The 18698-nt window shown below is 56.7% G+C and carries 24 protein-coding genes; 14 read left to right on the forward strand and 10 right to left on the reverse strand.

Annotation, left to right across the window (positions count from 1 at the left end):
* Positions 1-48 precede the first annotated feature (48 nt).
* From pmbA to TU86_RS04715, 6 genes are all read left to right on the forward strand, one after another.
* Positions 49-1395, forward strand: coding sequence for a metalloprotease PmbA (gene pmbA / locus TU86_RS04690; protein ID WP_048363144.1), 1347 nt, complete (start codon positions 49-51; stop codon positions 1393-1395).
* A gap of 511 nt (positions 1396-1906) precedes the next feature.
* Complete coding sequence (locus TU86_RS04695) at positions 1907-2302, forward strand: hypothetical protein (protein ID WP_048363145.1); 396 nt, start codon at positions 1907-1909, stop codon at positions 2300-2302.
* Positions 2295-3671 (forward strand): class II fumarate hydratase, encoded by a 1377-nt coding sequence (locus TU86_RS04700; RefSeq protein ID WP_048363146.1) that lies wholly within the window; start codon positions 2295-2297, stop codon positions 3669-3671. The genes TU86_RS04695 and TU86_RS04700 overlap by 8 nt, the downstream gene beginning before the upstream one ends.
* A gap of 28 nt (positions 3672-3699) precedes the next feature.
* Positions 3700-4149: a hypothetical protein gene (locus TU86_RS04705; protein WP_048363147.1), complete on the forward strand. Its 450-nt coding sequence runs from the start codon at positions 3700-3702 to the stop codon at positions 4147-4149.
* A 1-nt stretch (position 4150) separates the two neighbouring features.
* Entirely contained in the window at positions 4151-4762 is a 612-nt protein-coding gene (locus TU86_RS04710; RefSeq protein WP_048363148.1) for a superoxide dismutase, read from the forward strand.
* A 25-nt stretch (positions 4763-4787) separates the two neighbouring features.
* The gene (locus TU86_RS04715) at positions 4788-5681 is read left to right on the forward strand and encodes a ZIP family metal transporter (protein ID WP_048363149.1); all 894 of its coding nucleotides are present in this window, start codon (positions 4788-4790) and stop codon (positions 5679-5681) included.
* Positions 5682-5856: 175 nt separating this feature from the next.
* On the opposite strand, the gene TU86_RS04720 is transcribed toward TU86_RS04715, so the two are convergent.
* The 10 genes from TU86_RS04720 to TU86_RS04765 all read right to left on the reverse strand — a co-directional run bounded on the left by TU86_RS04720 (position 5857) and on the right by TU86_RS04765 (position 12888).
* On the reverse strand, positions 5857-6129 hold the full coding sequence (locus tag TU86_RS04720) for an HPr family phosphocarrier protein (RefSeq protein WP_048363150.1): 273 nt from the start codon (positions 6127-6129) through the stop codon (positions 5857-5859).
* A gap of 15 nt (positions 6130-6144) precedes the next feature.
* Complete coding sequence (gene rapZ / locus TU86_RS04725; RefSeq protein WP_048363151.1) at positions 6145-7002, reverse strand: RNase adapter RapZ; 858 nt, start codon at positions 7000-7002, stop codon at positions 6145-6147.
* 2 nt (positions 7003-7004) lie between these two features.
* The gene (ptsN, locus tag TU86_RS04730) at positions 7005-7469 is read right to left on the reverse strand and encodes a PTS IIA-like nitrogen regulatory protein PtsN (RefSeq protein ID WP_048363152.1); all 465 of its coding nucleotides are present in this window, start codon (positions 7467-7469) and stop codon (positions 7005-7007) included.
* Between the two features lie 12 nt (positions 7470-7481).
* Positions 7482-7787, reverse strand: a complete 306-nt coding sequence (gene hpf, locus TU86_RS04735; RefSeq protein WP_010170586.1) for a ribosome hibernation-promoting factor, HPF/YfiA family — start codon at positions 7785-7787, stop codon at positions 7482-7484.
* A 75-nt stretch (positions 7788-7862) separates the two neighbouring features.
* Entirely contained in the window at positions 7863-9365 is a 1503-nt protein-coding gene (locus tag TU86_RS04740) for an RNA polymerase factor sigma-54 (RefSeq protein ID WP_048363153.1), read from the reverse strand.
* 186 nt (positions 9366-9551) lie between these two features.
* On the reverse strand, positions 9552-10277 hold the full coding sequence (gene lptB, locus TU86_RS04745) for an LPS export ABC transporter ATP-binding protein (RefSeq protein WP_048363154.1): 726 nt from the start codon (positions 10275-10277) through the stop codon (positions 9552-9554).
* Entirely contained in the window at positions 10277-10822 is a 546-nt protein-coding gene (gene lptA, locus TU86_RS04750) for a lipopolysaccharide transport periplasmic protein LptA (RefSeq protein ID WP_048363155.1), read from the reverse strand. Before lptA ends, lptB begins: the two co-directional genes overlap by 1 nt.
* Positions 10809-11381 (reverse strand): LPS export ABC transporter periplasmic protein LptC, encoded by a 573-nt coding sequence (lptC, locus tag TU86_RS04755; RefSeq protein WP_048363156.1) that lies wholly within the window; start codon positions 11379-11381, stop codon positions 10809-10811. Before lptC ends, lptA begins: the two co-directional genes overlap by 14 nt.
* An 8-nt stretch (positions 11382-11389) precedes the next feature.
* Positions 11390-11914, reverse strand: coding sequence for a KdsC family phosphatase (locus tag TU86_RS04760; RefSeq protein WP_048363157.1), 525 nt, complete (start codon positions 11912-11914; stop codon positions 11390-11392).
* Positions 11914-12888: a KpsF/GutQ family sugar-phosphate isomerase gene (locus tag TU86_RS04765; protein ID WP_048363158.1), complete on the reverse strand. Its 975-nt coding sequence runs from the start codon at positions 12886-12888 to the stop codon at positions 11914-11916. Before TU86_RS04765 ends, TU86_RS04760 begins: the two co-directional genes overlap by 1 nt.
* 292 nt (positions 12889-13180) lie before the next feature.
* On the opposite strand from TU86_RS04765, the gene TU86_RS04770 reads away from it, so the two are divergent.
* The 8 genes from TU86_RS04770 (at position 13181) to hisG (ending at position 18675) form a co-directional block, all read left to right on the forward strand.
* Positions 13181-13990, forward strand: coding sequence for an ATP-binding cassette domain-containing protein (locus tag TU86_RS04770; protein ID WP_048363159.1), 810 nt, complete (start codon positions 13181-13183; stop codon positions 13988-13990).
* Positions 13990-14787: a lipid asymmetry maintenance ABC transporter permease subunit MlaE gene (gene mlaE, locus TU86_RS04775; RefSeq protein ID WP_048363160.1), complete on the forward strand. Its 798-nt coding sequence runs from the start codon at positions 13990-13992 to the stop codon at positions 14785-14787. The genes TU86_RS04770 and mlaE overlap by 1 nt, the downstream gene beginning before the upstream one ends.
* Entirely contained in the window at positions 14787-15254 is a 468-nt protein-coding gene (mlaD, locus tag TU86_RS04780) for an outer membrane lipid asymmetry maintenance protein MlaD (RefSeq protein ID WP_048363161.1), read from the forward strand. The genes mlaE and mlaD overlap by 1 nt, the downstream gene beginning before the upstream one ends.
* Before the next feature lie 11 nt (positions 15255-15265).
* Entirely contained in the window at positions 15266-15913 is a 648-nt protein-coding gene (locus tag TU86_RS04785) for an MlaC/ttg2D family ABC transporter substrate-binding protein (RefSeq protein WP_048363162.1), read from the forward strand.
* The gene (locus TU86_RS04790; protein WP_048363163.1) at positions 15910-16215 is read left to right on the forward strand and encodes an STAS domain-containing protein; all 306 of its coding nucleotides are present in this window, start codon (positions 15910-15912) and stop codon (positions 16213-16215) included. Before TU86_RS04785 ends, TU86_RS04790 begins: the two co-directional genes overlap by 4 nt.
* A gap of 114 nt (positions 16216-16329) precedes the next feature.
* On the forward strand, positions 16330-16569 hold the full coding sequence (locus tag TU86_RS04795) for a BolA family protein (protein WP_048363164.1): 240 nt from the start codon (positions 16330-16332) through the stop codon (positions 16567-16569).
* A 22-nt stretch (positions 16570-16591) separates the two neighbouring features.
* Positions 16592-17857 carry a UDP-N-acetylglucosamine 1-carboxyvinyltransferase gene (gene murA / locus TU86_RS04800; protein WP_048363165.1) on the forward strand — a complete coding sequence of 422 codons (1266 nt, stop codon included), beginning with the start codon at positions 16592-16594 and terminating at the stop codon, positions 17855-17857.
* A gap of 182 nt (positions 17858-18039) precedes the next feature.
* Positions 18040-18675, forward strand: coding sequence for an ATP phosphoribosyltransferase (gene hisG, locus TU86_RS04805; RefSeq protein WP_048363166.1), 636 nt, complete (start codon positions 18040-18042; stop codon positions 18673-18675).
* Positions 18676-18698 lie beyond the last annotated feature (23 nt).

Consider the following 18698-nt stretch of genomic DNA (forward strand, 5'->3'; position numbering starts at 1 on the left):
CGGTCGCTCGGCGGCCCTACCGAAAACAGAATTTGAGTGGAGAAAACCATGAGTGCAGTAGAAAGCGTCGGCCCGCAGGCCTTGCCGGCACTGCAAGCGCAGGTCGAGCAAATCATCGCCGAAGCCAAGCGCCAAGGCGCTAGCGCCTGTGAAGTGGCGGTGTCAGTGGAGCAGGGCCTGTCGACCTCGGTGCGCCAGCGCGAGGTCGAAACCGTCGAGTTCAACCGCGACCAGGGGTTTGGTATCACCCTTTACGTGGGCCAGCGCAAAGGCTCGGCCAGCACCTCGGCCACCGGTCCCGATGCTATTCGTGAAACCGTTGCAGCCGCGCTGGCGATTGCCAAGCACACCTCAGAAGATGAAAGCTCTGGCCTGGCAGACCCAAGCCTGATGGCCCGTGAGCTTAAAGATTTCGATGTGTTCCACACATGGGACATCACGCCGGAGCAGGCCATCGAAAAAGCCCTGGCCTGCGAAGCCGCTGCATTCGAGGCCGACAGCCGCATCAAAAACGCTGACGGCACCTCCTTGAGCACTCACCAGGGCTGTCGCGTCTACGGCAACAGCAACGGCTTTATCGGCGGCTCGGCGTCTACCCGGCACAGCCTGAGCTGCGTGATGATCGCCGAAGGTGATGGCCAGATGCAGCGCGATTACTGGTACGACGTTAACTGTCAGGGTGAGTTACTGATGGAGGCGGCCCTTATAGGCCAGCGCGCGGCAGAGCGTGCGGCACGTCGTCTGGGCTCTCGCCCGGTGCCCACCTGTGAAGTGCCGGTGCTGTTTAGCGCTGAGCTGGCGGGCGGTTTGTTCGGCAGCTTTCTGGGCGCCATTTCGGGTGGCAACCTGTACCGCAAATCATCGTTTCTGCTCGATGCGATGGGGCAGCAGATCTTCCCTGAGTGGTTGACCCTGGATGAGCGTCCACACCTGATGCGCGCGATGGGCAGTTCGTCCTTTGACAACGACGGTTTGGCCACCTTCGCCAAACCGTTTATCAAAGACGGCGAGTTGGTGTCCTACATCCTCAGCACTTATTCCGGCCGCAAGCTGGGTATGCCAAGCACGGCGAATGCGGGCGGGGTGCACAACCTGTTCGTGACCCACGGCGATGAAGATCAGGCCGCATTGATCCGCCGCATGGGGCGCGGGCTGTTTGTGACTGAGCTGATGGGCAGCGGTTTGAACATGGTCACCGGCGACTACTCCCGTGGTGCGGCGGGTTTCTGGGTCGAGAACGGCGAGATCCAGTTCCCGGTTCAGGAGGTCACTATTGCAGGCAACATGCGCGACATGTTCAAGCAGATAGTCGCCGTGGGCAATGATCTGGAACTGCGTAGCAACATTCGTACGGGTTCGGTACTCATTGAGCGAATGATGGTAGCGGGCAGTTAATTTTTTTGCAGTGAACTGTCCTGGCGCGCCGTTCCACGCGTAATGCGCCAGGACATAACCCCGCTAAAGCCCTGGCGTTGATGCCAGCACTCCCACCGTTACCGTGCCTATATCTGTAGATAGGTTTCGACGTTCACCCGGTACAACACTGCTTTTGTATTTATCGTCCCTGATTCGCGCCTATGGCCGGGGCAATGGGCTACTTGAGCATGTGTGAGTGTTTCTCTGTGAGTGATGCCTTTCAATTATCTGATGCCTTGAGTTCTGAAACCGTGAGGAGGCCAGAAAGCTGCTGGATCAATATATTTCCCGAAGCGCTCAGACCGGCACCGAAGCTTGATTTGGCCAGAGTCTCTGGTTAAACACAAAACGCTGCCCTTTCTTTAGCCTTGAATGAGGTCATTGATCGCACTCTTTAGCCCTGGGCGCTTTAAACGAGCGCTTTGGTCGGGGTTGTTTTGATAATCAATATCGCTTAATAATGAATCTCATTATCGAGTGAGCCAGAGTCATGAGTGCTGCCTTGCATGAAGGGCCTTATCTGGAAAGCTGGCGCTGGATGAGCCGCCAGATCCGTTGCGGGCTGGCGCCCGACGAGCCGCGCCTGATTGAGCACTATTTAGCAGAAGGCCGTTATCTGGCCTGCTGTACGTCAACCTCCCCCTGGACGATTGCCGTGACCTCGTTCCGGCTTTTGCTGGATACCGCTGCCGACACTGCGTTGCCCTGGCATTGGCGCAATGTGTGTCTGGACCATGCGTGGCGACCGCTGCGCGACCTCGAAACGCAATCTCTGTGCGGGTGCCGACTCAAGCGCTGGCAAAGCTTTGCCTGGCAATTGGCAACCTGTGAACTCGAACCGTCAATTTCTTTAATCGAACTGGTGCAAGGATTTCCCGATGACTAATACCCGTATCGAACGTGACAGCATGGGCGAGTTGCACGTGCCTGAGACGGCGCTGTACGGTGCCCAAACCCAGCGTGCGGTGAACAACTTTCCCGTCAGCCATCAGCGCATGCCTGCGCAATTCATTCGTGCATTGATTTTGGCGAAAGCCGCAGCGGCCAAGGCCAACGTGGAGTTGGGGCAAATCAGCGAAGCACAGGGCAAAGCCATCGTTCAATCCACGCAAATTCTGCTTGAAGGCGATTACATGGAGCACTTTCCGGTGGATATTTTCCAGACCGGCTCGGGCACCAGTTCCAACATGAATGCCAACGAAGTGATTGCCACCCTGGCCACGCAGGTGCTGGGTGAAGCGGTCAACCCCAACGATCACGTCAACTGCGGCCAAAGCAGCAACGACATCATTCCCACTACCATTCACGTCAGTGCAGCATTGGGCTTGCATGAACAACTGCTGCCAGCGCTGACGCATCTGGTGCAGGTGATCGAGCGCAAGGCCGAGCAGGTACATATGTACGTCAAAACCGGCCGTACGCACTTGATGGATGCGATGCCGGTGCGCATGAGTCAGGTACTCAACGGCTGGGCGCAGCAGCTCAAGGCCAATATTGAGCATTTGCATAATCTGCAACCTGCGCTGCAATCGCTGGCTCAGGGCGGTACGGCCGTGGGCACCGGCATTAACGCGCATCCCAAATTCGCCGGGCTGTTCAGCCAGCAACTCAGTGCGTTGACGCAGCTTGAATTCACGCCGGGCAAGGATCTGTTCGCGCTGATCGGCTCCCAAGACACAGCGGTGTCGGTTTCGGGCCAGCTCAAAGCAACAGCCGTGTCGCTGATGAAAATTGCCAACGACTTGCGCTGGATGAACTCTGGCCCGCTGGCCGGTCTGGGCGAAATTGAACTGCAAGCCTTGCAGCCTGGCTCTTCGATCATGCCGGGCAAGGTCAATCCGGTCATCCCGGAGGCGACGGCGATGGTTGCGGCTCAGGTGATCGGTAACGACACGGTGATCACGGTGGCGGGGCAATCGGGCAACTTTGAGCTCAACGTGATGTTGCCCGTGATTGCTCAGAACCTGCTGAGCAGCATCGAGCTGCTGGCAAACGTCAGCCGGTTGCTGGCTGACAAGGCGATTGCCAGTTTCAAGGTCAACGAAGCCAAACTCAAAGAAGCGCTGTCGCGGAACCCGATTCTGGTGACGGCGCTCAACCCGATCATTGGTTACCAAAAGGCCGCTGAAATCGCCAAGACCGCTTACAAGCAAGGTCGTCCGGTGATTGACGTCGCCCTTGAGTTTACGGACCTGCCGCGCAGCCAGCTTGAAGCGCTGCTGGACCCCGAAAAGCTGACGGCTGGCGGCGTTTAATCCCCCTGACACTGTTTTGGAGGCGCACATGGAACACTGGAAACGCACGATCGAAAGAGCCAATCGCTGTTTCGCTGAGGGCGAGCTGGTTGATGCGCGAGAGCACTATTTGCAGGCGCTGGCGCTGGCTCAAGTGTTGTTCGAGCGCTGGAGTGATGCCGACGAAGCAGTGGCAGCCTGCGTGATTTCACATCACAACCTGGCGGACTTGCATTTACGCCTCAATCAGCCGGAAGAAAGCGTCGAGTACCTGTGTTCGATTCATCAACGCTTGTTACACACCATGCAGAACCTGCGATTCAAGCCCGAACTGCGTGAAGCCGCGTTACGTCACAGCAGTAAAACCTATGTGGAGCTGTTGAATTTCATCAGTGAACACGGCGAATACCCGCGCTCTGATCTCTTGCTCAAAAATACGGCTGCCCAATCCAGTCGCGCACTCTCCACAACCAGTGGTCACATTCCAGGAGTCCATTGATATGACGTACACCTTGCCTGCCTTGCCTTACGCCTACGACGCGCTTGAGCCACATATCGATGCGCAAACCATGGAGATCCACTACACCAAGCATCATCAGACCTATATCAACAACTTGAATGCGGCAGTCGAGGGCACCGAGTGGGCACAGTGGCCCGTCGAAAAACTGGTGGCCGGCGTGCATCAGTTGCCCGAAAAGCTGCGCGCAGCGGTGATTAATCAGGGCGGCGGGCATGCCAACCACTCATTGTTTTGGGAGGTGATGAGCCCTAAAGGCGGTGGCAAGCCCGAAGGTGCCTTGGCCAAGGCAATTGATGAGCAACTCGGTGGACTGGAGGCTTTCAAAGACGCGTTTACCAAAGCGGCATTGACGCGTTTCGGCAGCGGTTGGGCCTGGTTGAGCGTCACCCCGCACAACACCCTGGTGGTGGAGAGCAGTGGCAATCAGGACAGCCCGCTGATGAGCGGTAACACGCCGATTTTGGGCCTGGATGTGTGGGAGCACGCCTATTACCTGCGTTACCAGAACCGACGGCCTGAATACATCAATGCGTTTTACAGCGTCATCAACTGGCCTGAAGTAGCGCGTCGCTATCAAGCAGCTATGGTCTAAGCCTACACAAAAGGATTAGGCGGATATGGGCACGCAAATTTTGGCGGTCGGCGGCGTGCGAATGTTTCGCTATGCCCTCGGCACGCTGTTGCTGTTGGCGGGCACTGCATTGTTGGTGGCCAAAGGATTGGTGTGGCTGGATCTCGAACCCAAGATGCTCAGGGCCCTGCAAGGCGGGGCCTTGTGTGCCTTGGGAACAGCGCTGGGCGCCGTACCGGTGCTGGTGATCCGTAATATGCCGGTGGCGGTCAGCGATACCTTGTTGGGATTTGGTGCCGGGGTGATGTTGGCGGCCACGGCCTTCTCCCTGATTGTGCCGGGTATAGCCGCTGCGCAAAGCCTTGGACTGTCGGCGTGGGCGTCAAGCGGGCTGGTTAGCGGGGGCATTCTGCTGGGTGCCCTGTGCTTGTTTCTGGTGGACTTGAAAGTGTCGGGTGCCGGGCCTGAAGTCATTGTCAGTCGCCCTGGAGAGCCTGTTATTGCCCCGCGCATCTGGTTGTTCGTGATTGCGATTGTGGCTCACAACATTCCTGAGGGTATGGCTGTCGGTGTATCTGCTGGTGGTGGAATGCCGGATGCCGACAGTCTGGCAATGGGCATTGCGCTGCAAGATGTGCCCGAAGGCTTGGTCATTGCACTGGTGCTGGCAGGTGCGGGCATGTCGCGGGTCAGGGCGTTCTTGATTGGCGCAGCGTCCGGTCTGGTCGAACCCGTGTTTGCAGTGCTGTGCGCCTGGCTGGTGAACCTGGCGGAGTTGTTGTTGCCATTGGGACTGGCCCTGGCTGCGGGGGCGATGCTATTGGTGGTTACGCAGGAAGTGATCCCGGAATCGCGACGTAATGGTCACGAAAAGCTGGCCAGCCTTGGGTTGTGTGTGGGGTTCTGCGTGATGATGGTGATGGACACGGCGTTGGGATAAATCACGGCCTGTAGTCGCTGTCGAGGTATGAGACTGCGATCGGGCGCGAAGCGATCGTAAAACCGCTAACAGCGGGGTATCTGGACTCACGAGGTTAAATGGCATGACGGCTGCTTCGCAGTCGGACGCAGCCTGGCATTACTCGTCAGCTGTTACGAGTCATGCAGCGCAGTAGCTATTCGCCTTCATCGAAGAAGTTGTTGATGAGGGCGACCAGCGCATCCAGCGCTTCCTGTTCTTGTTCACCTTCAGTTTTTAGATGGATTCGGGTCCCTTTGCCTGCGGCGAGCATCATCATTGCCATGATACTTTTGCCGTCGACCATGGTCTCAGGCGTGCGACCTGCTCGCACCTGGCAAGGGTACTTGCCCGCAATACCTACGAACTTGGCGGATGCCCGAGCGTGAAGGCCCAGCTTGTTGATGATTTCGATTTCCATAGCTGGCATTGCGGGGTAGGTCCTTCAAGTAAGGTCGCGGTGGCGAACCTGAACGTTTTTCAGGGTTTCTTGCAGGCATTTGCCCAAGCGCTCAGTCAGGTACACGGAGCGGTGATGCCCGCCAGTGCAACCAATACCAATGGTCACATAGGCGCGGTTACTGGCAGCAAAGCGGGGCAACCATTTGAGCAGATAACTGGAGATGTCCTGATACATTTCCTCGACATCCGGTTGTGCTGCCAGGTACTCGGCCACCGGTTGATCCAGCCCGGATTGCTCACGCAACTCGGGTTTCCAATACGGATTGGGCAGGCAGCGCACGTCAAACACCAGGTCAGCATCTACCGGCATGCCACGTTTGAAGCCAAACGACTCGACCAGAAAGGCGGTGCCAGGTTCAGGCTTGTTCAGCAGACGTAGTTTGATGGTGTCGCGTAGCTGATACAGGTTCAGATTGGTGGTGTTGATTGTCAGGTCGGCCAGATCTGCGATCGGACCAAGCAGTTGGGTCTCATCGCGAATGGCCTCGGCCAGCGAGCGGCTGGCGCTGCTCAGCGGGTGCCTGCGGCGGGTTTCCGAGAACCGTTTGAGCAGCGTCTCCTCGTCAGCGTCCAGGTACAGCACATCGCACTGAATATGGCGGTTGCGCACTTCTTCAAGCAGCTGTGGAAAGCGCGACAGATGGCTAGGCAGATTGCGCGCATCAATCGACACGGCCACCAATGGCTGCGCCAATTCAGTGTGAATCAGCGCTCGCTCTGCCAGCTCAGGCAGCAAACCGGCGGGCAAGTTGTCGATGCAGTAAAAGCCGTTGTCTTCGAGGACGGCCAGGGCAGTGCTTTTACCGGAGCCGGAGCGTCCGCTGACAATGATTAAGCGCATGTTTATTGACCGTTCTGTTCGTCCAGAACAACCTGATACAACGCTTCGTTGCTGGGTGCAAGGCGTAGTTTTTCGCGAACTTCTTTGCGATCGAGCATGCTGGCGATCTGCCGGAGCAGCTCCAGGTGTGCGTCGGTGGCCGCTTCTGGCACCAGCAAAACGAACAACAGGTCGACCGGCGCGCCATCAATGGCGTCGAAATCTATGGGGGCATCCAGGTGCAGCAAGGCGCTGACAGGCGTCTCGCAGCCCTTGAGGCGGCAGTGGGGGATTGCGATGCCGTTGCCAAAACCGGTTGAACCCAATTTTTCACGGGCGATCAGGGCCTCGTAAACAGCTTGCGTATCCAGTTCAGGCACTTCTCGGCCGATCAGGTTGGCAATTTGTTCGAGGGCGCGCTTTTTACTGCCGCCCGGCACGTTCACGAGTGAACGGCCGGGGGTCAGGATGGTTTCAAGTCGGATCATGGGTAGGGAGTGTTAGCGGCCAGTGCCTTGAAGGAGGCTCTGCTGCTTTTCCTTATGCTTTTTGATTTGGCGATCCAGCTTGTCGGTCAGGTCGTCAATGGCTGCATACATATCTGAATGCTCCGCATTGGCGACTACTTCCCCGCCGGGTATACGCAAGGTGGCTTCGATTTTCTGCTTCAGCTTTTCGACAGTCATAATGACTTGCACGTTGGTGATTTTGTCGAAATGCCCCTCAATTCGTTTGAGTTTTTCGCCGATATAAGCGCGCAGCGGTTCAGTCACTTCCAGTTGGTGTCCACTGATGTTGACTTGCATACAGTTTCTCCTTCGTTGCCAGTGCATAAAGCGGCGGGTGGGAATACCCGCCACTGGAACGCGGTGGCAGGCCCGTCACATCAAACGCTTACGCTCGCTCGAAGGCGCGATCCCAAGGGACTCGCGGTACTTGGCGACCGTACGACGGGCTACCTGAATACCTTGTGCCTCCAGTAAACCAGCGATCTTGCTGTCACTCAACGGCTTTTTCTGATTTTCAGCCGCGACCAGTTTTTTGATGATCGCGCGAATCGCTGTGGACGAGCATTCGCCGCCTTCAGAGGTGCTGACATGGCTGGAGAAAAAGTACTTCAATTCATAAATGCCCCGCGGGGTATGCATGAATTTCTGGGTGGTGACCCGTGAAATCGTTGATTCGTGCATGCCGACGGCTTCTGCAATGTCATGCAACACAAGTGGCTTCATGGCTTCGTCGCCATACTCCAGAAAACCGCGTTGATGCTCGACAATTTGCGTCGCCACTTTCATCAGGGTTTCGTTGCGGCTTTGCAGGCTTTTGATAAACCAGCGGGCTTCTTGCAGTTGATTGCGCATGAACGTGTTATCGGCGCTGGTGTCCGCACGGCGTACAAAACCTGCGTATTGCGCGTTAACCCGCAGACGTGGCACGGACTCTTGATTGAGCTCCACCAGCCAGCGTTCGTTGTCTTTGCGCACGATAACGTCCGGCACGACGTATTCGGCTTCGCTTGATTCAATTTGCGAGCCTGGACGCGGGTTCAGGCTTTGCACCAGCTCGATGACCTGGCGCAGTTCGTCTTCCTTGAGCTTCATGCGCCGCATGAGCTGGCTGTAATCACGCGCGCCCAGCAGGTCGATGTAGTCGGTGATCAAGCGTTTGGCTTCAGCCAGCCAAAGCGTTTTTTCCGGTAACTGACGCAATTGCAGGAGCAGGCACTCGCTCAGGTTGCGCGCCCCGATACCCGCAGGCTCGAATTGCTGGATGCGATGCAGGACGGCTTCGATCTCATCGAGTTCAATGTCCAGTTCAGGATCAAAGGCTTCGAGGATCTCTTCGAGGGTTTCGTCCAGATAGCCCTGATTGTTGATGCAGTCGATCAGGGTTACACCGATCAGTCGGTCGGTGTCCGACATGGGCGCTAGGTTCAATTGCCACAGCAGATGACTTTGCAGGCTTTCGCCAGCGGATGTGCGCGTGGTGAAGTCCCATTCGTCGTCATCGTTGCTGGGCAAGCTGCTGGCGCTGGTCTGGTAGACGTCTTCCCACGCGGTGTCGACAGGAAGCTCATTGGGAATACGGTCGTTCCACTCGCCGTCTTCCAGGTTGTCCACAGTGGGGGCGGACTCTTGGTAAGAGGGCTCTTGGATCTCGTTGATATCGTTTGTGGGTTTTTGCTCGATGTTGTCAGCCAAGGGGTCCGTATTGTCGAAATCTTCGCCTTCTTCCTGGCGTTCGAGCATCGGATTGGATTCCAGGGCCTCCTGGATTTCCTGTTGCAGGTCCAGGGTCGACAATTGGAGCAGGCGTATGGCTTGTTGCAGCTGAGGTGTCATTGTCAGCTGCTGGCCCATTCTCAGGACTAGCGATGGTTTCATGGCAGGGGCTTAACACCTTATTCGCCGGCGCACATGGCGCCATCCACTACAAGGGCGCGTGAGCGCCAAACATAAGCAAATTATATGCCTGAAACCGTAGCGTTTGCCTAGAGGCGTTTTCAATTTGCCCGAATGAGGTGGGCAAATTGAGAACGCCTGCAAGGCAGGTTGAAGCAGGGGAGGGGCTTACAAGCGGAACTCGTTGCCCAGGTACACTTCTCTCACCAGTTTGTTGGTCAGAATCGTTTCAGCGTCGCCTTCAGCAATCAGTTGTCCGTCGTTAACGATGTAAGCTGTTTCGCAAATATCGAGAGTTTCGCGGACGTTGTGATCGGTGATTAGCACGCCAATGCCTTTGGCCTTGAGGTGATGGATGATTTGCTTGATGTCGCCCACAGAGATCGGGTCGACACCGGCAAAGGGTTCATCGAGCAGGATGAACTTGGGGGCAGTGGCCAATGCGCGGGCGATTTCTACCCGGCGACGCTCGCCACCCGACAGACTCATGCCCAGGTTGTCGCGAATGTGGTTGATATGGAATTCCTGCAACAGGCTTTCCAGCTCTTTGCGACGACCTGCTTTATCCAGTTCCTTGCGCGTTTCGAGGATCGCCATGATGTTATCGGCGACCGACAATTTGCGGAAAATGGAGGCTTCTTGCGGCAGATAACCGATACCGGCGCGTGCGCGACCGTGCATCGGCTGATGGCTGACATCCAGGTCATCAATCAACACGCGGCCCTGATCGGCCTGCACCAGGCCCACGATCATGTAGAAGCAGGTGGTCTTGCCGGCACCGTTAGGGCCGAGCAAGCCTACAATCTGCCCGCTGTCGATCGACAGGCTGACGTCACGCACTACCTGACGGCTTTTGTAGCTTTTAGCCAGATGCTGGGCTTTCAGAGTTGCCATTACTGGGCCTTCTGCGCGTCAGTTTTTTTCTTCGGCTGGATCACCATGTCGATACGAGGGCGAGGCGCAGTAACGCTGCTGCCAGTGGCGCGACCCGCATTGGCGACTTGTTTGACCGTGTCGTAGACGATTTTCTCGCCTTCGGTGGTGTTGCCGTCGTTGATTACCTTGGCTTTGTCGATCAATACGATGCGGTTTTGCGGCGCATGGTACTGAATGGTCACGCCGTAGGCTTGAACCGGTTTAGGGTCTGTGGCTTTTTGCAGTTGCTCAAAGTAGGCCAGGTTGCCGACCGAGGTGACCACGTCAATTTCGCCCGCAGCATTGCGCGTGATAGTGACCGTGTTACCGGTAATTTTCATCGAGCCTTGAGTGATGATTACGTCGCCCTTGTAGGTCGCGACGCCTTTTTTATCATCCAGCTGCGCTTCGTTAGCCTGAATGCGGATAGGCTGTTCGTTGTCGTTCGGCAGAGCCCAGGCGCTCACGCTTCCCAGTGCTGCGCTCAGGCTGAGCAATAAAGGGAGGGTTTTAACGAGACTCATACTGTCCTCTTACGTTGGACAGCAGGTCCATCCTGCCGTCTTTCAAATATGCTTTCATGCCATTGGCGGTGGTCACACCGCCAGCGCCGTCGATTCTAACGGCTTGCTCGGTCTGCGCATATTGCTTCTGTGGGAATACTGTCATGCGTGAGCTGGTGATGATCAGCTCGCGGTTTCGTTCGTCGGTACGCGCGACCCGTACCGAGTCGATCAATTCGACTTCAGTGCCATCCGGGTTCACTTCGCCACGCAGGCTTTGAACGTGCCACGGGAAGGTGGTTCCGCGGTACATCTGCAAGTCCGGGTTGGTCAGCAACGTCACTTCGCTGGCCTTGAGGTGCTCGACTTTGTCGGACGTCATTTCGTATTGCAGCTTGCCGTCCGGCAGGTACTGAAGGCTGTGCGCATTGATAGCGTAATAGTCGATAGCGGTTTCATCGACGGCCACGGCGGGTTTGTCGAGGAAGCGCTCCGGGCTGATATTCCAGTAGCCAACGGCGGCAAACAGCGCAGCAATGACCCCGAATAACAGGAAATTGCGAATTTTTTTACTCAGCATAGAAAGCTCTATAGGTAGGCAGCGTGAGCGGCATCAAGGCGGCCTTGGGCGCGCAGGATCAATTCACAAAACTCTCGGGCGGCACCCTCACCGCCCCGCGCTTGTGTCACGCCGTGGGCGTGCTCGCGCACGAAACTGGCGGCATTGGCCACGGCCATGCCCAGACCTACGCGGCGGATAACCGGCAAGTCCGGCAAGTCATCGCCCAAATAGGCGACCTGTTCATAGCTTAGGTTGAGTTGGCCGAGAAGCTCGTCCAATACCACTAATTTGTCTTCACGCCCCTGATACAGGTACGGGATACCAAGGTTTTGCGCACGACGCTCAACCACAGGGGTTTTGCGGCCACTGATAATTGCCGTTTGCACGCCGCCAGCCATCAGCATCTTGATGCCCTGGCCGTCGAGGGTATTAAACGTTTTGAACTCGCTGCCGTCCTCAAGGAAGTACAGCCGGCCGTCGGTCAGCACGCCATCAACGTCGAAAATGGCGAGTTTGATCCCTTTGCCGCGTTTGAGTAAATCGCTGCTCATTACATCACTCCTGCGCGCAGTAAATCGTGCATGTTCAAGGCGCCGACAGGGCGGTCATCCTTGTCGACGACAACCAGCGCGCTGATTTTGTGGTCTTCCATGATTTTGAGGGCCTCAGCGGCCAGCATATCGGCACGCGCTGTCTTGCCGTGCGGGGTCATGACGGTGTCGATGGTTGCGTTGCGGATATCGATTTCCCGATCCAGCGTGCGGCGCAAGTCGCCGTCAGTGAAGATCCCGGCCAGACGGCCATCGGCTTCGGTGACAACGGTCATGCCCAGCCCCTTGTGGGTCATTTCCATCAGTGCGTCCCGAAGCAGCGTGCCGCGTACCACTTGCGGAAGCTCTTCGCCTGCGTGCATGACGTTTTCTACTTTAAGCAGCAAGCGACGGCCGAGGGCGCCACCAGGGTGCGAAAAAGCGAAGTCTTCAGCGGTAAAACCACGCGCTTCAAGCAAGGCAATGGCCAGTGCATCACCCAGCACCAGCGTCGCGGTGGTGGAGGAGGTCGGCGCCAGGTTCAGTGGGCAAGCCTCTTGGGCCACGCGGGCATCCAGGCTGACGTCAGCGGCTTTGGCCAGTGGTGATTCAGGGTTGCCAGTCATGCTGATCAATTGAATGCCCAGGCGCTTGATCAGCGGCAGCAAGGTGACGATTTCGGCGGTCGAGCCCGAATTGGACAGCGCGAGGATGATGTCATCGCGGGTGATCATGCCCATGTCACCGTGGCTGGCTTCGGCGGGATGAACAAAAAAAGCCGTGGTGCCGGTGCTGGCCAGCGTGGCGGCTATTTTGTTGCCTATGTGCCCGGATTTGCCCATGCCGACGACGACTACTCGGCCCTTGCTCGCCAGAATCATCTCGCAAGCGCGTACGAAATCAGCGTCGATACGGGGCAGTAAATCTTCTACGGCTTCCAGTTCGAAGCGGATGGTGCGTTGTGCAGATTGAATCAGGTCGCTGGATTGGCTCATGTTTGAAGTCGGGTAGCCTGAGAAAAGGCGGCGATTATAGCGGTTCTGCGCAATTCCCTCACGTTAGATCGTCATGCTTTGTTGTCGCTGGTAACAAAGCGTCATTGGACTTTAGGATGAATTGTGATTTTTTCACTGTCTTGAACCTGAATAGGCACTCCTTCGGCCTTGGGCGGTCAGTATCAGCAGTGATATAGTTCGCCGCCAGTTCGGCCCGCTCAAGGAACGCGCGCTTCCTGAAAAGAAGCTTGGTGTCCGGTTAGAGGCAGAGGCTGCATCGCAAGGAGTTTAGATGAGTGCCGATAACGCCTACGCGGTCGAGCTGAAGGGAGTTTCCTTCAAGCGCGGTGCGCGCAGCATCTTCAATAACGTCGATATTCGTATCCCGCGTGGCAAAGTCACGGGGATCATGGGGCCGTCCGGTTGCGGCAAGACCACTCTGTTGCGCTTGATGGGAATGCAACTGCGTCCCACTAACGGAGAAGTGTGGGTTAACGGTCAGAACTTGCCTACGCTGTCGCGCAGTGGCCTGTTCGACGCCCGCAAGCATATGGGTGTGCTGTTTCAGAGTGGCGCGCTGTTCACCGATCTGGACGTGTTCGAAAACGTTGCCTTCCCGTTACGGGTTCATACCGAATTGCCGGAAGAAATGATCCGCGACATCGTGCTGCTTAAATTGCAGGCGGTGGGTTTGCGTGGCGCCATCGACTTGATGCCGGACGAGCTGTCCGGCGGTATGAAACGCCGTGTGGCGTTGGCCCGGGCGATTGCGCTGGACCCGCAAATCCTGATGTATGACGAACCGTTCGTCGGTCAGGACCCCATTGCCATGGGCGTGTTGGTGCGTCTGATTCGTCTGCTCAATGATGCGCTGGGTATCACCAGCATTGTGGTTTCTCACGACTTGGCCGAAACAGCGAGCATTGCCGACTATTTATATGTAGTGGGCGATGGTCAGGTGCTGGGGCAGGGCACGCCTGAAGAGTTGATGAACGCTGATAATCCGCGCATTCGTCAGTTCATGACCGGCGATCCGGACGGTCCGGTACCGTTTCACTTTCCGGCGTCGGACTACCGAACCGATCTTCTGGGGAAGCGCTGATGCGCAAACAATCAATAATGGACCGTGTCGCACTGTTCGGCCGGGCCGGGATCGATATTGTCTCGGTGCTGGGGCGTTCGACGATTTTCCTGTTTCACGCCTTGCTGGGGCGTGGCGGTCTCGGCGGCGGCTTTGGGCTGTTGCTCAAACAACTGCATTCCGTCGGCGTCATGTCGCTGGTGATTATTGTGGTTTCGGGCGTGTTTATCGGCATGGTCCTGGCGCTGCAAGGCTTCAGTATCCTGTCCAGCTACGGTTCTGAGCAGGCGGTCGGGCAGATGGTAGCCTTGACCCTGCTGCGCGAGTTGGGGCCGGTGGTAACCGCGCTGTTGTTCGCCGGGCGCGCCGGGTCTGCGTTGACCGCTGAAATCGGCAACATGAAATCGACCGAGCAACTGTCCAGCCTGGAAATGATTGGCGTCGATCCACTGAAATACATCATCGCGCCACGCTTGTGGGCCGGGTTCATTTCCCTGCCGGTGCTAGCGATGATCTTCAGTGTGGTCGGGATCTGGGGTGGTTCGTGGGTGGCGGTGGACTGGCTGGGCGTCTATGACGGTTCCTACTGGGCCAATATGCAGAACAGCGTGACCTTCAGTGGTGACGTGCTTAACGGGATCATCAAAAGCATCGTCTTTGCGTTTGTAGTGACCTGGATTGCCGTGTTTCAAGGTTATGACTGTGAGCCCACTTCAGAGGGGATCAGCCGTGCCACTACCAAGACCGTGGTGTATGCCTCTTTGGCTGTACTCGGGCTGGACTTTATTTTGACCGCCTTGATGTTTGGAGATTTCTGATGCAAAACCGCACCATGGAAATCGGTGTCGGCCTGTTCCTGCTGGCTGGCATCCTGGCTTTGCTGTTGCTCGCCCTTCGGGTCAGTGGACTGTCCCCGACCGCCAGCAACGACACCTACAAGCTGTATGCCTATTTCGACAATATTGCCGGTCTGACCGTGCGCGCCAAGGTCTCGATGGCGGGCGTGACCATCGGTAAAGTCACTGCGATTGACCTGGACCGTGACAACTTCACGGCCCGCGTCACGCTGCAACTCGAAAAGAAAGTCGATAACCTGCCGACCGATTCGACTGCGTCTATCCTCACGGCGGGCCTGTTGGGCGAAAAATACATCGGTATCAGCGTGGGCGGGGAAGACACCCTGCTCAAAGACGGTGGAACTATTCACGACACCCAATCGTCACTGGTTCTAGAAGACTTGATCGGCAAGTTCTTGCTCAATACCGTCAGTAAAGACGCCAAATAAGGAGTGTTTTGATGATTTCTCTTTTACGTCGTGGCCTGCTGGTGATGTTGGCAGCAGCCCTTCCGCTGATGGCTAATGCGGCACCGGGGCAATCTGCCCATGACATCGTTCAAGACACTACCACCCGTTTGCTGGCTGACCTTCAAGCCAACAAAGAGCAGTACAAGCAAGACCCGAGCAGGTTTTACGATGCCTTGAACAGCATTGTCGGACCGGCTGTAGATGTTGAAGGTATTTCCAAAAGCATCATGACCGTTAAGTACTCGCGAAATGCAACGCCTGCGCAAATGCAGCGCTTTCAAGAGAACTTCAAGCGCAGCCTGATGCAGTTCTACGGTAACGCCTTGCTTGAATTTAAAAATCAGGGCATCACCGTCGGGTCAGCCAAGGATGAAAGCGGCGACCGCACCAGCGTTGACATGATCGTCAAAGGCGATAACGGCGCCACTTACCCGCTGTCCTACACCCTCAACAAGGTGAAAGGTGAGTGGAAAGTGCGCAACGTGATCGTTAACGGTATCAACATAGGGAAGTTGTTCCGCGATCAGTTCTCTGATGCCATGCAGAAAAATGGCAACAACCTGGATAAAACCATTGATAACTGGGCAGGCGAAGTGGCCAAGGTCAAGCAAGAGACTGACAAGGCCATCGACAAATGAGTGAGGGCGCCGTAACCCTGGCCGGTGAAAGCGAGTTGCGACTCAGTGGCGTGCTTGACTACCAAACCGGCCCTCGTTTGCGCAAGGAAGGCCAGGCCCTGATCAAAAAGGCGCTGGCCAAATCCTTGGTCGTCGATTGCTCGGGCGTCACCAAGTCCAGCAGCGTGGGGTTATCGCTCCTGTTGTGCTTCATCCGTGACGCACAGGCCCTGAACAAGCCATTGAGCATTCGTGCCATGCCCGAAGACATGCGCGAAATCGCGCAGGTTTCGGGCTTGACTGAACTGTTGGCACATCATTAATCGCCATTTATAGAGAAGCCCCCCGTCAGAGTCCTGTTTTACGGGGTTCGCAGGCGCGGGGCTTTTTTGTATGATGGCCGACCCGCGCGCGATAGGCGCTGATTGAGGTTGAGCATGCAGGCCGTAGAAGTGAAGCGCTTTCTTGAGATAAAGCTGCCTGATATCCAGATAGAAGTTGAGGGCGAAGGCTGCAACTTTCAGCTGAATGTGATCAGTGACGAACTGGTGGCCTTAAGCCCGGTGAAACGTCAGCAAAGCATCTATGCCCATTTGAACCCGTGGATCGCTGATGGCAGCATCCATGCGGTCACTATGAAATTCTTCAGCAGCGCGGCCTGGGCCGAGCGCACCTGAGCCCATTGGCGTCGAGATTGTTATGGATAAATTGATTATTACTGGCGGTGCCCGTCTAGACGGCGAGATCCGCATTTCCGGGGCAAAAAACTCTGCCCTGCCGATTTTGGCTGCAACCCTGCTGTGCAATGGCCCGGTGACGGTTGCCAACCTGCCGCACCTGCACGACATCACCACGATGATCGAGCTGTTCGGGCGCATGGGCATCGAGCCTGTGATCGATGAAAAACTCAGCGTCGAAATCAACCCCAACACCATCAAAACCCTGATCGCCCCGTACGAACTGGTTAAAACCATGCGTGCATCGATCCTGGTATTGGGTCCGATGGTGGCGCGTTTTGGTTACGCAGAAGTGGCCTTGCCGGGCGGTTGCGCCATCGGTTCGCGTCCGGTTGACCTGCACATCCGTGGCCTTGAAGCCATGGGCGCTGTGATTGACGTTGAAGGCGGTTACATCAAGGCCAAGGCACCAGAGGGCGGCTTGCGCGGTGCAGACTTTTTCTTTGACACCGTCAGTGTGACCGGCACTGAAAACATCATGATGGCCGCCGCACTGGCCAATGGCACCAGCGTACTGAAGAACTCGGCGCGTGAGCCTGAAGTCGTCGACCTGGCCAACTTCCTGAACGCCATGGGCGCCAAGGTCAGCGGTGCTGGTACCGACACCATCACCATTGAAGGTGTTAAAGAGCTGCACTCTGCGACTTACCGCGTAATGCCCGACCGTATCGAGACCGGTACGTACCTGGTCGCTGCTGCCGTGACCGGCGGCCGCGTGAAGGTCAAGGACACCGATCCGACTATCCTTGAAGCCGTGTTGGAGAAGCTGAAGGAAGCGGGCGCAGAAATCACCACCGGTGATAACTGGATCGAGCTCAACATGCACGGCAAGCGTCCTAAAGCCGTTAACGTGCGTACCGCTCCCTACCCGGCGTTCCCGACCGACATGCAGGCGCAGTTCATCTCGTTGAACGCCATTGCTGAAGGCACCGGCGCTGTGATCGAGACCATCTTCGAAAACCGCTTCATGCACGTGTACGAACTGCACCGCATGGGCGCCAAGATCCAGGTCGAAGGCAACACAGCCATCGTGACCGGCACCGAAACACTCAAGGGTGCGCCAGTGATGGCAACCGACTTGCGTGCATCGGCCAGCCTGGTGATCTCGGCGCTAGTCGCTGAAGGTGACACCTTGATCGATCGCATCTACCACATAGACCGTGGCTACGAGTGCATCGAAGAGAAACTGCAAATGCTGGGTGCCAAAATCCGCCGCGTTCCGGGCTAGTTTTTGGTGTCAGGCATCATGGGCACACGGACTGTGCCCAGCCGCCAGGTGACGTAATGCCTTGTACGCGCTACCTTACCTGGCTTCGAATCGTTCAAGTCGAGCCTGATTATCAGGCTCGATGTTTGTCCGGCGCCGATTGCGTCCGGGCATAAGTACCCTGATAAGGACTTACGTTTCCCATGCTGACCATTGCATTGTCCAAGGGCCGTATCCTTGACGACACTCTGCCGCTTCTCGCTGAAGCGGGCATTGTGCCGACCGAGAATCCGGACAAAAGCCGCAAGCTGATCATCCCGACCTCTCAGCCAGACGTACGTTTGCTGATCGTACGCGCCACCGATGTGCCGACTTACGTTGAGCACGGTGCTGCCGACCTTGGTGTCGCCGGCAAAGACGTGCTGATGGAGTACGGTGGTCAGGGCCTGTACGAGCCGCTGGACCTGCGTATCGCCCAGTGCAAGCTGATGACCGCAGGTGCTGTGGGCGCCGTTGAGCCTAAAGGGCGTTTGCGCGTTGCCACCAAGTTCGTCAATGTGGCCAAGCGTTACTACGCCGAACAAGGGCGCCAGGTTGACATCATCAAGCTGTACGGCTCGATGGAACTGGCCCCGCTGATTGGCCTGGCCGACAAAATCATCGACGTGGTCGATACCGGTAACACCTTGCGTGCCAATGGCCTGGAACCTCAGGAATTCATTGCCGCCATCAGCTCCCGTCTGGTGGTTAACAAGGCTTCGATGAAAATGCAGCACGCCCGTATTCAAGCCCTGATCGATACCCTGCGCCAAGCAGTGGAATCTCGACACCGCGGCTGACTCTCCTGCGCGACTGACCCTAA

The sequence above is a fragment of the Pseudomonas weihenstephanensis genome, assembly GCF_001043055.1.
Classification (GTDB): Bacteria; Pseudomonadota; Gammaproteobacteria; order Pseudomonadales; family Pseudomonadaceae; genus Aquipseudomonas; species Aquipseudomonas weihenstephanensis.

Excerpts from the sequence above, each read along its gene's own strand:
- pmbA (WP_048363144.1), top strand. The coding sequence starts at position 49 with ATGAGTGCAGTAGAAAGCGTCGGCCCGCAGGCCTTGCCGGCACTGCAA.
- TU86_RS04695 (WP_048363145.1), top strand. The coding sequence starts at position 1,907 with ATGAGTGCTGCCTTGCATGAAGGGCCTTATCTGGAAAGCTGGCGCTGG.
- TU86_RS04700 (WP_048363146.1), top strand. The coding sequence starts at position 2,295 with ATGACTAATACCCGTATCGAACGTGACAGCATGGGCGAGTTGCACGTG.
- TU86_RS04705 (WP_048363147.1), top strand. The coding sequence starts at position 3,700 with ATGGAACACTGGAAACGCACGATCGAAAGAGCCAATCGCTGTTTCGCT.
- TU86_RS04710 (WP_048363148.1), top strand. The coding sequence starts at position 4,151 with ATGACGTACACCTTGCCTGCCTTGCCTTACGCCTACGACGCGCTTGAG.
- TU86_RS04715 (WP_048363149.1), top strand. The coding sequence starts at position 4,788 with ATGGGCACGCAAATTTTGGCGGTCGGCGGCGTGCGAATGTTTCGCTAT.
- TU86_RS04720 (WP_048363150.1), bottom strand. The coding sequence starts at position 6,129 with ATGCCAGCTATGGAAATCGAAATCATCAACAAGCTGGGCCTTCACGCT.
- rapZ (WP_048363151.1), bottom strand. The coding sequence starts at position 7,002 with ATGCGCTTAATCATTGTCAGCGGACGCTCCGGCTCCGGTAAAAGCACT.
- ptsN (WP_048363152.1), bottom strand. The coding sequence starts at position 7,469 with ATGATCCGACTTGAAACCATCCTGACCCCCGGCCGTTCACTCGTGAAC.
- hpf (WP_010170586.1), bottom strand. The coding sequence starts at position 7,787 with ATGCAAGTCAACATCAGTGGACACCAACTGGAAGTGACTGAACCGCTG.
- TU86_RS04740 (WP_048363153.1), bottom strand. The coding sequence starts at position 9,365 with ATGAAACCATCGCTAGTCCTGAGAATGGGCCAGCAGCTGACAATGACA.
- lptB (WP_048363154.1), bottom strand. The coding sequence starts at position 10,277 with ATGGCAACTCTGAAAGCCCAGCATCTGGCTAAAAGCTACAAAAGCCGT.
- lptA (WP_048363155.1), bottom strand. The coding sequence starts at position 10,822 with ATGAGTCTCGTTAAAACCCTCCCTTTATTGCTCAGCCTGAGCGCAGCA.
- lptC (WP_048363156.1), bottom strand. The coding sequence starts at position 11,381 with ATGCTGAGTAAAAAAATTCGCAATTTCCTGTTATTCGGGGTCATTGCT.
- TU86_RS04760 (WP_048363157.1), bottom strand. The coding sequence starts at position 11,914 with ATGAGCAGCGATTTACTCAAACGCGGCAAAGGGATCAAACTCGCCATT.
- TU86_RS04765 (WP_048363158.1), bottom strand. The coding sequence starts at position 12,888 with ATGAGCCAATCCAGCGACCTGATTCAATCTGCACAACGCACCATCCGC.
- TU86_RS04770 (WP_048363159.1), top strand. The coding sequence starts at position 13,181 with ATGAGTGCCGATAACGCCTACGCGGTCGAGCTGAAGGGAGTTTCCTTC.
- mlaE (WP_048363160.1), top strand. The coding sequence starts at position 13,990 with ATGCGCAAACAATCAATAATGGACCGTGTCGCACTGTTCGGCCGGGCC.
- mlaD (WP_048363161.1), top strand. The coding sequence starts at position 14,787 with ATGCAAAACCGCACCATGGAAATCGGTGTCGGCCTGTTCCTGCTGGCT.
- TU86_RS04785 (WP_048363162.1), top strand. The coding sequence starts at position 15,266 with ATGATTTCTCTTTTACGTCGTGGCCTGCTGGTGATGTTGGCAGCAGCC.
- TU86_RS04790 (WP_048363163.1), top strand. The coding sequence starts at position 15,910 with ATGAGTGAGGGCGCCGTAACCCTGGCCGGTGAAAGCGAGTTGCGACTC.
- TU86_RS04795 (WP_048363164.1), top strand. The coding sequence starts at position 16,330 with ATGCAGGCCGTAGAAGTGAAGCGCTTTCTTGAGATAAAGCTGCCTGAT.
- murA (WP_048363165.1), top strand. The coding sequence starts at position 16,592 with ATGGATAAATTGATTATTACTGGCGGTGCCCGTCTAGACGGCGAGATC.
- hisG (WP_048363166.1), top strand. The coding sequence starts at position 18,040 with ATGCTGACCATTGCATTGTCCAAGGGCCGTATCCTTGACGACACTCTG.